11 protein-coding genes are annotated in these 13,864 nt (G+C 72.3%); 3 read left to right on the forward strand and 8 right to left on the reverse strand.

Annotated features, from left to right (window positions below; genetic code table 11):
• Positions 1-35: 35 nt before the first annotated feature.
• From J7E91_RS16600 to J7E91_RS16610, 3 genes are all read right to left on the reverse strand, one after another.
• Positions 36-1,388: an RNA polymerase sigma factor gene (locus J7E91_RS16600; protein ID WP_214904701.1), complete on the reverse strand. Its 1,353-nt coding sequence runs from the start codon at positions 1,386-1,388 to the stop codon at positions 36-38.
• Positions 1,389-1,526: 138 nt separating this feature from the next.
• Positions 1,527-3,431 (reverse strand): DNA primase, encoded by a 1,905-nt coding sequence (gene dnaG / locus J7E91_RS16605; RefSeq protein WP_214904703.1) that lies wholly within the window; start codon positions 3,429-3,431, stop codon positions 1,527-1,529.
• 35 nt (positions 3,432-3,466) lie between these two features.
• Positions 3,467-4,732 (reverse strand): FAD-dependent oxidoreductase, encoded by a 1,266-nt coding sequence (locus J7E91_RS16610; RefSeq protein WP_214904706.1) that lies wholly within the window; start codon positions 4,730-4,732, stop codon positions 3,467-3,469.
• A 376-nt stretch (positions 4,733-5,108) separates the two neighbouring features.
• On the opposite strand from J7E91_RS16610, the gene J7E91_RS16615 reads away from it, so the two are divergent.
• Entirely contained in the window at positions 5,109-6,128 is a 1,020-nt protein-coding gene (locus J7E91_RS16615) for a helix-turn-helix transcriptional regulator (RefSeq protein ID WP_214904709.1), read from the forward strand.
• On the opposite strand, the gene J7E91_RS16620 is transcribed toward J7E91_RS16615, so the two are convergent.
• The 3 genes from J7E91_RS16620 to J7E91_RS16630 all read right to left on the reverse strand — a co-directional run bounded on the left by J7E91_RS16620 (position 6,100) and on the right by J7E91_RS16630 (position 9,741).
• Positions 6,100-7,509 (reverse strand): deoxyguanosinetriphosphate triphosphohydrolase, encoded by a 1,410-nt coding sequence (locus tag J7E91_RS16620; protein WP_214904715.1) that lies wholly within the window; start codon positions 7,507-7,509, stop codon positions 6,100-6,102. The genes J7E91_RS16615 and J7E91_RS16620 overlap by 29 nt on opposite strands.
• Before the next feature lie 36 nt (positions 7,510-7,545).
• Complete coding sequence (locus J7E91_RS16625; RefSeq protein WP_214904718.1) at positions 7,546-8,457, reverse strand: sirohydrochlorin chelatase; 912 nt, start codon at positions 8,455-8,457, stop codon at positions 7,546-7,548.
• 642 nt (positions 8,458-9,099) lie between these two features.
• The gene (locus J7E91_RS16630; RefSeq protein WP_374224726.1) at positions 9,100-9,741 is read right to left on the reverse strand and encodes a GNAT family N-acetyltransferase; all 642 of its coding nucleotides are present in this window, start codon (positions 9,739-9,741) and stop codon (positions 9,100-9,102) included.
• Positions 9,742-9,775: 34 nt separating this feature from the next.
• On the opposite strand from J7E91_RS16630, the gene J7E91_RS16635 reads away from it, so the two are divergent.
• Together J7E91_RS16635 and J7E91_RS16640 are read left to right on the forward strand one after the other, a co-directional pair.
• Positions 9,776-10,525, forward strand: coding sequence for a vancomycin high temperature exclusion protein (locus J7E91_RS16635; protein ID WP_251015784.1), 750 nt, complete (start codon positions 9,776-9,778; stop codon positions 10,523-10,525).
• A gap of 167 nt (positions 10,526-10,692) precedes the next feature.
• Positions 10,693-12,861 carry a molybdopterin oxidoreductase family protein gene (locus J7E91_RS16640; RefSeq protein ID WP_214904724.1) on the forward strand — a complete coding sequence of 723 codons (2,169 nt, stop codon included), beginning with the start codon at positions 10,693-10,695 and terminating at the stop codon, positions 12,859-12,861.
• On the opposite strand, the gene cutA is transcribed toward J7E91_RS16640, so the two are convergent.
• Together cutA and J7E91_RS16650 are read right to left on the reverse strand one after the other, a co-directional pair.
• Positions 12,862-13,230, reverse strand: coding sequence for a divalent-cation tolerance protein CutA (gene cutA / locus J7E91_RS16645; RefSeq protein ID WP_251015785.1), 369 nt, complete (start codon positions 13,228-13,230; stop codon positions 12,862-12,864).
• On the reverse strand, positions 13,218-13,688 hold the full coding sequence (locus J7E91_RS16650) for an ATP-binding protein (RefSeq protein WP_214904728.1): 471 nt from the start codon (positions 13,686-13,688) through the stop codon (positions 13,218-13,220). Before J7E91_RS16650 ends, cutA begins: the two co-directional genes overlap by 13 nt.
• Positions 13,689-13,864: the final 176 nt, after the last annotated feature.

Genomic DNA, 13,864 nt, shown 5'->3' on the forward strand with positions numbered 1-13,864 from the left:
CACCAACAGCATCCGGCGGGGGCCGGGCACCGTTGTCAGTCCAGGTAGCCGCGGAGCTGGTCGGCGAAGGCGTGGTCGCGGAGCTTGTTGAGGGTTTTCGACTCGATCTGGCGGATGCGTTCGCGGGTCACGCCGAAGAGGCGGCCTATCTCCTCCAGCGTGCGCGGCCTGCCGTCGTCCAGGCCGTACCGGAGCTGGACGACCTTGCGTTCACGCTCGCCCAGCGTGGAGAGCACCGCCTCCAGGTGCTCGCGCAGGAGGAGGAACGCGGCCGATTCGACGGGCGACGCGGCGTCGCCGTCCTCGATGAGGTCACCGAGCGCCACCTCGTCCTCCTCGCCCACGGGCGCGTGCAGCGACACCGGTTCCTGTGCGAGGCGCAGGACTTCGCTGACGCGCTCCGGGGTGAGTTCCAGGTGGGCGGCGACCTCTTGCGGGGTCGGTTCGTAGCCGCGCTCCTGGAGCATCCTGCGCTGGACGCGGACGACACGGTTGATCAGCTCGACGACATGGACCGGGACGCGGATGGTGCGGGCCTGGTCGGCGAGCGCGCGGGACATCGCCTGGCGGATCCACCAGGTCGCGTACGTCGAGAACTTGTAGCCGCGGGCGTAGTCGAACTTCTCGACGGCGCGGATGAGGCCGAGGTTGCCCTCCTGGACCAGGTCGAGCATGGTCAGCCCGCGGCCGACGTAACGCTTGGCGACGGACACGACGAGGCGCAGGTTCGCCTCGATCAGGCGGCGTTTGGCCATCCGGCCCATGACCACGAGTTTGTCGAGGTCGACGGCGAGCTGGGAGTCCAGGTCGGGCGTGCTGCTGAGCTTGTCCTCGGCGAAGAGGCCGGCTTCGACCCGGCGGGCCAGGTCCACCTCCTCCGCGGCGGTGAGGAGGGGGATGCGGCCGATTTCGCGCAGGTACTGCCGGAAGAGGTCGGAGGACGGGCCTCCGGTGTCGGCGCGGGGGTTGCGGCGGCGCTCGGACGCGTCCGGTGTCTCGGGGGCGTCGGGCGGGTCCTCGACGAGGACTTCGGCGTCGGCGTCGACTCCGGCGTCGACGCCGACGTCGGCGTCGGCGTCGACGCCGACGCCGGCCTCGCCCTCGGCCTCCGCCTCGCCGGGGACGGCGGGTTCGGCTTCGGGGTGGAGTTCGCCCCGGTCCTGCGGGGGGACCGTCGCCATGACGTCGTCGGTCAACGTCTGGGTCTGGATCTGGGTCTGGGTCTGCACGGGGGCGACCTCCAGGGTGATCGCTGCCGGTTCGGGGGCGTGCGGCAGCGGGACGGGAGCGGCGACCGGGCCGCCGTCCGTCCCGTACACAATGAGCGGATCCGCGGGTGTGTGAGGCCCACTGGGCGTGGGCCGGCCGCGCTCCGAGGACTCAGGCACCGCCACTCAGTGTGGGGTACGACACATCGCCGCCACGAGGGGCGTGCGGTGACTTTTTGAGTCCGGTCCGTTACCGGGGGAGGCCGCTGCGGCAGCCGTCCAGCCCGTCCGGCGTTTTGAGGACACGCCCGTAGGGCGTCAGAGTGCCGCCGCGCCGTGATTGCGCAGGGACTGGGCGTACTGCTGGAGGACCCACAGCTCGTTCTGTACGGCGGCGAGTTGCTCCGGGTCCGCGTGCGGCCCGCCAAGGCGGGCCAGGGTGCCCTGGACGTCCAGGATACGGCGGTCGACCGCGCGCAGGCGGACCCGGATCAGTTGCTCGCCCGCGTAGATCTCGTCGACGGTCTTGCGCATGATCGGCTCGACGGCCAGCTCCGTGACCAGCGCCCGCACCGTGTCGTTGGGCGCCGCCTCGCGGACCTGCGCCAGGTAGTCGGAGGCGTTCTGCGCGCCCTGCTCCGCGCCGCCCGCCTCCTCGATGACCTGGCGCACGGCGGCGTACGGCGGGGCGGTGAACTCGTCCGCTCCGTACGCGTCGAACGCCGGGGAGACCAGCTCGGGGCGCTGGAGCGCGAGCTTCAGCAGTTCGCGTTCGGTGCGGTGCGCGGGGCTTCGCAGGTTCAGCGCGGGGCCGGAGGGGTGGGAGGGGGCGGCGTCGTACGAGGGCGTCGGGCGGCGGTCCTGCGGTGCGGCGGGGCCGCGGCCGCCCCGGTCGCGCGCCCAGCGGGCGAGCTGCGCGACGCGCTTGACCACGAACTGGGTGTCGAGAATGCCGAGGATGCCCGCGAGCTGGACCGCGGACTCGTGCTGGATCGCGATGTTCTTGATGTTGGCGACGATCGGCGCGGCCTCGTCGAGCGCGGCGGCCCGCCCCGCCGGGGTTTCGAGGTTGTGCCTCGACACGACATGGCGGATCGCGAACTCGAAGAGGGGCGTGCGCGTCTCGACCAGGGACGCCACCGCCGCGTCGCCCTTGGCGAGGCGCAGGTCGCAGGGGTCCATGCCGCCCGGCGTGATCGCGATGGACGTCTCGGCGGCGAACTTCTGGTCGTCCTCGAACGCGCGCAGTGCCGCCTTCTGGCCCGCCGCGTCGCCGTCGAAGGTGAAGACGACCTCGGCGGAGGCGTGGTCCATGAGGAGCCGGCGGAGGATCTTGATGTGGTCGCCGCCGAACGACGTACCGCAGGTGGCGATCGCGGTGGTGACGCCGGCCAGGTGGCAGGCCATGACGTCGGTGTAGCCCTCGACGACCACCGCCCTGCTGGTCTTGGCGATCTCCTTCTTGGCCAGGTCGATGCCGTACAGGACCTGGGATTTTTTGTAGATCGCCGTTTCTGGGGTGTTCAGGTACTTCGGGCCGTTGTCATCGTCGCGCAGCTTGCGCGCGCCGAAGCCGACGACCTCGCCCGTGATGTCGCGGATCGGCCACATCAGGCGGCCGCGGAAGCGGTCGATGGGGCCGCGGCGGCCCTCCTGGGAGAGGCCGGAGAGGGTCAGCTCCTTGTCGGAGAAGCCCTTGCCGCGCAGATAGCGGGTGAGGTGGTCCCAGCCGGCCGGGCTGTAGCCGACGCCGAAGTGCTCGGCGGCGCTCTGGTCGAAGCCGCGCCCGGCCAGGAACTTGCGGCCGATCTCCGCCTCGGCCGAGTCGAGCTGTTCGACGTAGAACTGCGCGGCGGCCTTGTGCGCCTCGACGAGGCGGACGCGCTCGCCGCGCTGGTGCGTGGGGTTGTAGCCGCCTTCTTCGTACCGCAGGGTGATGCCCGCCAGGGCGGCGAGGCGCTCGACCGTCTCGGAAAAGGAGAGGTGGTCGATCTTCATCACGAAGGCGATCGTGTCGCCGCCTTCCTGGCAGCCGAAGCAGTGGAAAAGACCCTTGCTCGGGCTGACCTGGAAGGACGGGGACTTCTCGTCGTGGAAGGGGCACAGGCCCTTCAGATTGCCGCCGCCGGCACTGCGGAGCTGGAGGTACTCGGAAACAACGGCGTCGATCGGGACCGCGTCCCGGACCGCCTTCACGTCGTCATCGTTGATCCTGCCTGCCACGCGTGAAGTGTACGGCGGTGCTCGGACACTCCCGTTCAGCCCAGCAGGGAGGCCAGCTCCACGGCGGGGTTGCCGAGGGCTTCGGGGTCCACCGGGGCCCCGGAGCGGATCAGCGCCTGCACGGTTTCGGTGACGTCCCACACATTCACGTTCATGCCGGCGAGCACCCGGTTGTCCTTCAGCCAGAAGGCGATGAACTCCCGCTTTCCCGCGACGTCGCCGCGGATGACGACCTGGTCGTACGTGCCGGGGGGCGCCCAGCCGGAGTACTCGAGTCCGAGGTCGTACTGGTCGGAGAAGAAGTACGGGATCCGGTCGTACGAGACGTCCTGGCCCAGCATCGCGCGGGCGGCGGCCGGGCCGCCGTTCAGCGCGTTGGCCCAGTGCTCGACGCGCAGCCGGGTGCCGATGAGCGGGTGCTGGGCCGCGGCGACGTCGCCGGCCGCGTAGATGTCGGGGTCGGAGGTGCGCAGCGCCGCGTCCACCGCGATGCCGCCGCCGTGCGAGCGGTCGACGAGGGCGAGGCCGGCGGCCTCGGCGAGCGCGGTGCGCGGGGCGGCTCCGATCGCGGCGAGGACGTCGTGGGCGAGGTGCTCCACGCCGTCGTCGGTGCGGGCGGCGAGGACCATGCCGTCCTGGCCGGTGATCTCGGTGAGGCGGGCGCCGAAGTGGAAGCGGACGCCGTGCTCGCTGTGCAGGTCGGTGAAGAGCTGGCCCAGTTCGGGGCCGATGACCTGGTGGAGGGGGGTCGGCTCGGGTTCGACGACGGTGACCTCGGCGCCGTAACCGCGTGCGGCGGCCGCGACCTCCAGGCCGATCCAGCCGGCCCCGGCGATGACGATGTGCCCGTTGTCGCGGCCGAGGGAGGCCAGTACGCCGCGCAGCCGGTCGGCGTGGGCGAGGCGGCGCAGGTGGTGGACGCCGGCGAGGCCGGTGCCGGGGATGTCGAGGCGGCGCGGTTCGGCGCCGGTGGCGAGCAGGAGCTTGTCGTAGCGGACGGCGGTGCCGTCGCCGAGGCCGACCGTCCTGGTCTCGCGGTCGAGGTACACGACGGACTGGCCGAGGTGCAGCTCGATGTCGGCCTGGGCGTACCAGCCGGGTTCGTGGACGAAGACGCTGTCGCGTTCCTCCTTGCCGGCCAGGAATCCCTTCGACAGGGGCGGGCGTTCGTAGGGGTGGTCGCGCTCGTCCCCGATGAGGATCACCCGGCCGGTGAACCCCTCACTGCGAAGAGTTTCGGCGGCTTTCGCCCCCGCCAGTCCCCCACCGACGATGACGAACGTCAGATCTGCGTCGACCACTTGGTGCCTCCTCTGTGCCTGCCCACACGCTACGTCGCCGTATTCGAGCGTCCCGCACAGAGCGTGATGGGGGAAGAGGGGGTGTGCCGTGGGCGTGTCGCACCGGTGGCCCGGAGGTGGCGGGCGGGGGCGGGGAAGAGGTGGCCGCGGACGTCTCCCCCGTTGACAGCCCGCAGCCACCACAGGACAAGGGTCACGCCGATGTGGACGTCAGGCGGGGCTTTCGTGCACAACGCAAAAGGACCGTACGGTTCCGGTGACTGGTGACTACGCTCGCTTCTACGTACGCACGGGAGTTGCGCCGGCGGACAGGCGCTGGGGCAGGGCGCGGACAGGGCGCGGACAGGGCGCTGGACACCACGCGGCGTGGGGGAGCATGTTACGCATCCACTTCACCACCGAGGATCTGAACCGGCTGCGGGTGGCCGCGCGGCCCGACCCGCTGTGGGAAATCGTGAACAGTCTTCACCTGCTGCAGAACCGGCAGGGTGCGCTGGTCTTCGACCCATGGCGGCGCGAGGTCCGGGCGGCGATCGCCCGCGCGGGGCTCACCCGGACGGTGGCGTCGCTGAACCGGCTGTGCCCGTGCGCGGCGTACCTCCCCGACTTCCTGACGCCGGGCCGGGGCATCCCCGACCTGGAGACCGGCCTGGACCAGGTGCTTTCCACTCCTGCCTCCAGGATGAGGGCGGAACTCGGGCAGCTCTTCGCGGGCGGCCCTGTGCCCCCGGTCGCCCGGCGGCTGGCGGACGGGGACGTGGAGGCGCTGGAGCGGCTGGGCGACGCGCTGCGCCGTTACTACGCGGTGGCGGTGGAGCCGTACCTGGACGTGATCAGGTCGGCGGTGGACGCCGAGCGTCCCGTGCGGGCCGAGGCGGCTCTGTCGCAGGGTCCGCGGGGGCTGCTGTCCACGTATCAGGATTTCGCCTGGCGTGACGGCGGGGTGCTGGAGACCGGGTATCCGGTGGACAAGGAACTGGAGCTGCGCGGGCGGTCGTTGACGATGATCCCTTCGTTCTTCTGTATCCGGCACCCCGTCGCGCTGGCCGATGAGGAGCTGCCGCCTGTGCTGGTGCACCCGGTGACGCCGGATCCCGGGTGGCTGGCCCTCGCCCGTGGGCAGGGGGCGGGGGACCCGGGTGTGAGGGCGGCCGGACTGCCGGTGGCGCAGCTCATCGGCCACACCAGGGCGGCCGTGCTGGAGGTGCTGGGGCGGCCGATGACGACGACGCAGCTCGGCGGCGTCCTGCGGCTGGCGCTGTCCACCGCGAGCCGGCACGCGACGGTGCTGCGGGAGGCGGGGCTGGTCGCCTCGGACCGGCGCGGCAGCCGCATCGTGCACCGGCGGACCGCGCTCGGTGACGCCCTCATGAACGGTGGCCCCTTGCGGCCGTGAGCCGGGCGTGCAGGGACCGGGCGGCGGCGTCCGTGAAGCACGCGATCTGGTCGACGATCACACGTTTGCGGGCCCTGTCGTCCGGCGCGGCGGCGAAGAGTGCGCGGAACTGGGGATCGAGGCCCTCGGGGGCGCGGGCCGTGAGTGCCTCGGCGAGCTCCGCGATGACGATGCGCTGGTCCGCGCGCAGCCGCTCCTGTTCGTCGCGCTGCATGACGTACCGGTCGGCGACGGCCTTGAGGACGGCGCACTCGTGGCGGACTTCGCGCGGAACGACCAGCTCGGCGGCGTACCTCGTGAGCCTGCCCGTTCCGTACGCCTGGCGGGTCGCACCCTCGGCGGAGAGGCAGAAGCGGCCGATGAGCTGGCTGGTCGCGTCCTTCAGGCGGGCCTGGGCGACGGCCGACCCGTCGTAGCCGTGCGGCCACCACTCCTCGTCGAGGAGGCGGTCGAGGGCCGCCGCCAGCTCGTCCGGACTGGTGTCCTCCGGTACGTATCTGCCGATCGCCACCGCGAAGATCTCCTGGCGCTCGGGCTCGGCGAACAGGCAGTTGGGGTCGAGGTGGCCGGCGTGCAGGCCGTCCTCGAAGTCGTGCACCGAGTACGCCACGTCGTCGGACCAGTCCATGACCTGGGCCTCGAAGCACTGGCGGTGGGCGGGGGCGCCCTGGCGGACCCAGTCGAAGACGGGCAGGTCGTCCTCGTACACCCCGAACTTCCCCGAGCCGGGGTCGGTGGGGTGGGCGCCGCGCGGCCAGGGGTATTTCGTGGCGGCGTCGAGGGCGGCGCGGGTGAGGTTGAGGCCGACGCTGACCATCTCGCCGCTCTCCGCGGAGGGTACGAAGCGCTTGGGCTCCAGGCGGGTCAGGAGGCGCAGCGACTGGGCGTTGCCCTCGAAGCCGCCGCAGTCCTTGGCGAAGTCGTTGAGCGCCTGCTCGCCGTTGTGTCCGAAGGGCGGGTGGCCCATGTCATGGGAGAGGCAGGCGGCCTCGACGAGGTCCGGGTCGCAGCCGAGGGCCGCCCCCAGCTCGCGGCCGACCTGGGCGCATTCGAGGGAGTGGGTGAGGCGGGTACGCGGGCTGGCGTCCCAGACCTGGCTGCTGGAGCCGGGCGTGACCACCTGGGTCTTGCCCGCGAGGCGGCGCAGCGAGGCGGAGTGCAGCACGCGCGCGCGGTCGCGCTGGAAGGCGGTCCTGCCGGGCCGTTTGTCGGGCTCGGTGGCCCAGCGCTCGGTGGCGGCGCCGTCGTAGAGGGCGTCGGCGGGCTGGGCGGCGTCGAGCTGGGTGCTGGTGTGCGGGGCGTCCGTGGGCGGGGCGTCCGTGGGCGGGGCGTTCGTGGGCTGTGCGTTCGTGTGCGGGGCTTCGTGCGCTGTGCCTTCCATGCACCGACAGTAAACGCAGGCAGTGACAGCCGGGGCTCAGGCGGAGGCCAGTTGGCGCCGGGGCAACGGGGATCGGGTGGCGAGAGCCTGGTCGTAACGGAGCAGGAGGAGCCGTGCCAGGGCCGGGTGGGTGCCGAGCGGCGCGGACGCGATCCAGGGCGCGGCGGCGGCGCTCTGCGCGGCGAAGCGGCCTGGCGCGGTGAAGTACGAGGCGACGGCTGTGCGGTGGCGGCCGCGCGCGGCGAGGGCGCGCAGGGCTTCGGGGACGGCCGGGGAGGCGGCGGACGCGTAGGCGGGGACGACGGGGACTCCGCCGAGGCGTTCGCTCAGCATCGCGGCGGTGCGGCGGGTGTCGGCGGCCGACTGCGGGTCGCGGGAGCCGGCGGCGGCGAGGACGACGCCGCTGCCCCGGTGCGTGGCGTCGGAGGTCTGCCAGCCGGCCTCGGTGAGGCGGGCGTACAGCGCCTCGACCAGGAGCGGGTGCGGGCCGAGCGGGCTCGCTATGCGGATGCGCAGGTGGGGGGCGGTGGCGGCGGCCTGCGGCAGGTCCTGCTTGACGTGGTAACCACGGCTGAGCAGCAGCGGTACGAGCACGGCCGCGCCCGGGCCGATGTCCGCGAGCGTGTCGGGCAGCAGCGGCTCGTTGAGTTCGATGTGCCCGAGCCGTACGTCGAGACCTGGGCGCAGCTCGCGCACGCGTTCCAGCAGCGTGGTGACGGTGCGCAGCGCCATGGGGTCGCGGCTGCCGTGGGCGACGGCGACGAGGGCGGGCGGGGACGGGGGGCGGGGCGGGTGCGTGAGCGGGTGCGTGGGCGGTGTCATCGGACGGCGGGTTCCGTTCAGGGAGACGTGCCTCAGCTGCGTGCCGAGCTGGGTGGTGATGCGGGTGAGCAGTTGCGCCGTACTGTCGAGCGGAAGTGACTCGCGGTGTGCTGCCGACTCCGTCATGAACCGATACTGCCGGGCGCAGGTTGCGGCCTCGTTGCGCGAGCGTGACGGGTGTTTTCGGTGGCCTCACCGGGCCGGCGGGGCCGGTGTCAGGCGGGCCTTTTCCTCCCCGCCCCTTCCCGCAACCGGGGCTCCGCCCCGGCCCCCGGTCCTCAAACGCCGGACGGGCTGGAGGTTGCTGCGGGAGGAGGGGTTTGCGGGGGGGGGGGAGGGGGGAGGAAGGGGCCGGGCCGGGGGCTAGGGGCGAGGCCTGGGGGCCGGCGGCCGGGGACCGAACCGGGGCTGGGCCCGGGGACCAGGGGCCGGGGCCCCAGGGCCAGGGGCCGGGGCCTGGAGCCGGGGCAGGGCCAAGGGCAAAGGCCGGGGACCGGGTCCGGGGCCGGGGACCGGGTCAGGGGCCAGGGGGCCGGCGCCAGGGGGCCGGGGTCAGGGTCCGGGGGGACGGGAGCGGGGCCAGGGACCGGGGACCGGGGATCGAGGACATGGGCCAGGGGCCCGGCGGGCAGGCCAGGGCCCGGATCGAGGACCTGGGTTAGGGCCCGGCCAGGACCTGGGGCCAGGCCCGCGGGGTGCCTGGGACAGGGGGTAAGGGCGCCAAGAGCAGGAGCCAGAGGCCTGCGCCAGGTCCCGCCCCCCTCGGCGCTACGCCCCGAACAGCTCGCGGCACGGCTCCAGCCCCGCCACCTCCACCGGCACCGTTCGGTGCGCCTCCCAGGCCTCGCGGGTCAGGCGCAGCCGCAGCACCGTCCTGGCCTCGCCCCGTACCGATTCCACCATCAGGCCGTCCGGCCGGTAGCCGAGCTTCTCCGACACCCGCAGGGAAGACGCGTTGTCCGTCATCGCGCCGGACGTGACATGGCGCGCCCCAAGACCCTCGAAGGCCAGGTGCAGCATGGCCGCCCGCATCTCCGTGCCGATGCCGCGCCCCTGGTGTGCCAGCCCCAGCCAGGAGCCGGTCTCCCCTTCCCTGGTCACCGGGAAGTCGTCAGTCATCAGGTCCTGCCGTCCGACGGTCTTGCCCTCGCACCGTACGGCGAGGCTGAGTGTCCACTTCTCCGGCCGCCACTCAGCGATGGTGCCCAGTACGTGCTGGAAGGTCGCCCGCGCCCGGTCCTGCGGCGACCCGTCGGTCCACGGCACCGAGAACGGCATGTACGCCTCGTCGTGTACGCCGTCGGCCGCGACGCGGGCCAGTTCGTCGAGCACCTCACCGTCCGGAAGCGTCAGTTCCAGGCGCGGAGTTGTGAGCCGCAGTCCGTACAGGGGCCAGAATTGTCTCGACATGGCGAAAGCATTCCAGTCGGGGGCGGGCAGCAGCATGCGATTTTCCTGGGGCAGTGCATGGGGTAAGGCGCGGGGCAGGGCACAGCGGTGGGCGGGTGGTCGGCTGAAACGCCCGCGCCTCATACCCCGCACCCGCCGCGCCCAACGGCGTACCGTCCAGGCCCTCATGCTCACCGCCGTGTTCGCGCTCGCGCCCGCGACCTGGCTGCACGCCGTCGCCGACAGCCGGGTCAGGACGACGGCCGACGCCCCCGCCCGCGACGTCGTCGTCGTCTTCGGGGCGGGCCTCTGGCGGGGCGGCCCGTCGCCGTACCTCGCGAACCGCCTCGACACGGCCGCCGAGCTCTACCGGGCGGGCAAGGCGAAGGTCGTGCTCGTGACCGGGGACAACAGCCGGACGGAGTACGACGAACCGGACGCCATGCGCGCCTACCTCGTCGCGCACGGCGTGCCCGACAAGCGCATCGTCAGCGACTTCGCCGGCTTCGACACCTGGGACTCGTGCGTACGGGCCAAGAAGATCTTCGGGGTGGACCGGGCCGTGCTGGTGAGCCAGGGATTCCACATCCGCCGGGCGATCGGGCTGTGCCGGGCGGCCGGCGTCGACGCATACGGCGTCGGTGTCGACGCCCGGCGCGACGCCACCTGGTACTACGGCGGCGTACGGGAGATCCTCGCGGCCGGCAAGGCGGCGCTCGACGCCGCGACCGAACCGGATCCGCAGTTTCTGGGGCGCCAGGAACCCGGTGTGGCCGAAGCGCTGGCCGAGGCGTCGGCGCGCTGACAGCCCGGCGGCCGCCGTTATGCCGGTCAAGCACCTCGCGGGCAGTAGCAGCCCTCGCCACCAGCAGCGGCACCTCACCGTAGAGAGGGGGTGACGCGGAGCCAGGCGTACCGGAGGCGTAACACCGGGCGCCCGTCGCCGTAACACCGCCGTCGCATGCTGACGGCATGCCCCGCACCTCCCCCACCCTGTCCCCGGCACCGCCGTCGACCCCCACCCCCACCCACTGCCCGTACTGCGCGCTCCAGTGCGGCATGAACCTGCGGGCCGCCGCCCAGGTCAGCGACGTGGTGGAAGTCGTCGAGCGTACGGACTTCCCGGTGAACCGGGGCGCGCTGTGCGGCAAGGGCCGTACGGCGCCCGCCGTGCTCTCCTCCCGGGTGCGCCTGACCGAGCCACTGGTCCGTCGCCCCGCCACAGGCAGGCTCGAACCGGCCACCTGGGAGGAGGCCCTTTCGAAGATCGCGGAGGAGCTCGGTCGTACACAAGAGGCGTACGGCCGCGACGCGGTCGGGGTCTTCGGAGGCGGCGGACTCACCAACGAGAAGGCGTACGCGCTCGGCAAGTTCGCCCGCGTGGTCCTGTCCACGTCCCAGATCGACTACAACGGCCGCTTCTGCATGTCGTCCGCCGCCGCGGCCCACCAGAAGGCTTTCGGCCTCGACCGGGGCCTGCCCTTCCCGCTGGAGGACATCCCGCGCACCGGCTGCGTGATCCTCGTCGGCTCGAACCTCGCGGAGACGATGCCGCCCGCGCTGCGCTACCTCACGGAGCTGAAGGAGAACGGCGGCAAGCTCATCGTCGTCGACCCCCGCCGTACCCGCACCGCCGAACAGGCCGACCTGCATCTCGCACCGCGCCCCGGCACCGACCTGGCGCTCGCGCTCGGGCTGCTGCACATCGTCGTGGCCGAAGGCCGTACGGACGACGCCTTCATCCGGGACCGTACGACCGGCTGGGAGGAGGCACGGTCGGCCGCGATGGGGCACTGGCCCGAGCTCGTCGAGCGCCTCACCGGCGTCCCGCTCCCCCAGCTCCGTGACGCGGTACGGATGTTCTGTGACGCCGGGACCGGCATGGTCCTCACCGCGCGCGGCCCCGAGCAGCAGTCCAAGGGCACGGACACGGTCGGCGCCTGGATCAACCTCTGCCTCGCCACGGGCCACGCCGGCCGTCCCCATTCCGGTTACGGCTGTCTCACCGGCCAGGGCAACGGGCAGGGCGGCCGCGAGCACGGCCAGAAGGCCGACCAGCTGCCCGGCTACCGCAAGCTCACCGACCCGGCCGCGCGTGAGCACGTCGCGGGGGTGTGGGGCGTGGACCCGGACAGCCTGCCGGGCCCGGGCCGCAGTGCGTACGAACTCCTCGACGCGCTCGGCGGCGACATCAAATCCCTCCTGCTGATGGGCTCCAACCCCGTCGTCTCGGCGCCCCGCGCCGCCCACATCGAGGAGCGCTTGCGCTCGCTGGACTTCCTGGCGGTGGCGGACGTGGTCCTCTCGGAAACCGCCGCACTGGCGGACGTCGTCCTTCCGGTCACCCAGTGGGCGGAGGAGACCGGGACCACGACGAACCTGGAGGGGCGGGTCCTGCTGCGGCGCAAGGCGATCGACCCGCCGCCCGGTGTACGTACGGACCTGGAGGTCATGCACGCGCTCGCGGCGCTGCTGGGCCACGAGAAGGGCTTCCCCGTCGACCCCGAGGAAGTCTTCGACGAGCTGCGCCGCGCATCGGCGGGCGGCCCGGCGGACTACTCGGGCATCTCGTACCGCCGGATCGCGGAGGAGGACGGCGTCTTCTGGCCCTGCCCGGACACGACCATGGACACGGCCACGACCACGGACACCGCTACGGCCACGGGTGGCGACCACCCCGGTACGCCCCGCCTCTTCCTCGACCGCTTCGCGACGGAGGACGGCCGCGCCCGCTTCGTCCCCGTCGTACACCGCCCGGCGGCGGAGGAACCGGACGCCGAGTACCCGCTCCTCCTCACCACCGGCCGGGTCGTCGCCCAGTACCAGTCCGGCGCCCAGACCCGCCGCGTCGACGAGCTCAACGCGGCCGCGCCCGGCCCGTTCGTAGAGCTGCATCCACGGCTCGCGCAGCGCCTGGACGTGTCGGAGGGCGACCGGCTGGCGGTGGTGTCCCGTCGCGGCCGGGCGGTCGCGCCGGCCAGGATCACGGACTCCATCCGCTCGGACACGATCTTCATGCCGTTCCACTGGCCGGGCGAGGGCAGGGCCAACACGCTGACGAACCCGGCGCTGGACCCGACGTCACGTATGCCGGAGTTCAAGGTCTGCGCGGTACGGGTCGAGCGGGAGCCGCAGGACTGATCAGTCACCGGCCACAGCGGTCTCCTCGGCCACCCACGCCAGATACTCCGCGCTGCCGCGCACCACGGCGGTGGCGATGATCTCGGGGGTGTCGTAGTCATGGACGCCCTTGACGTAGGCCTCCAGCTCCTCGTACCGCCCGCCGACCGTCTTGAACACCACCTGCCACTCCTCGTCGGTCTCCGTCGCCCCCTCCCACCAGTAGACGGAGGCCACGGGCCCACCGACCTGCGCACAGGCCGCCAGCCGTGCGTCCACGGCACCACGCGCGAGCGCCAGCGCCTTCTCCCGGCTGTCGATCATGGTCAGTACGGTCAGCCATTCGGCCACGGTCACTCCCTGCTCTCCATTGCGCATTACGCCGCGCATGCGAATTCCACCTCGGGCCGCCCCAGCTCGAACCAGAGCAGCTTCCCGCCGAGCCCGGCCCTGACGGAAAAGCCACCCCAATTGTCGGCACAGAGCTGTACGAGCAGCAGCCCCCGCCCACCGGTGGAATCGTCCGGCTCCCGGAGCGGAACGAATGGCAGCGGCCCCGGCGGTTTGTCGAAGGGCGCCGGGATCACGGGATTCGTGTCCCACACGCTGACCCGCAGCCGCCGCCCCTTGTCCATGGACCGCATCCGCAGGGAGGCGGGGCCGTCCGAGTACCGGTAGGAATTGGTGACCACCTCGGAGGTCAACAGCTCTGCGACGTCAATCAATTCGCTTATCCCGTGCCCTCCAAGAACGGCTCGGAGCGTCATCCGGGCAACACGCGGGGCACGGGGATGATGAGGCAAGTGAAGGGCGTACGCCCAAGGTTCGGACGAGGATACGGTGGCCATGAACGCCTCCTACGGAAGGACGGAGTTGACCCCACTTGCCGCGGCACCGCGCGGTGGCAATGCCGCCCGATCGAGGGGCGGTGCGCTTCCGAACTCACGGCAGCCAAACCAGCAAGTGGCTTGGGTTCCACCATAGAGCGCTGAATGGGATAGTTGCCATCAGGCTATAGAGATGC

This window comes from Streptomyces sp. ISL-99, assembly GCF_018614005.1.
GTDB classification, from domain to species: Bacteria; Actinomycetota; Actinomycetes; order Streptomycetales; family Streptomycetaceae; genus Streptomyces; species Streptomyces flavidovirens.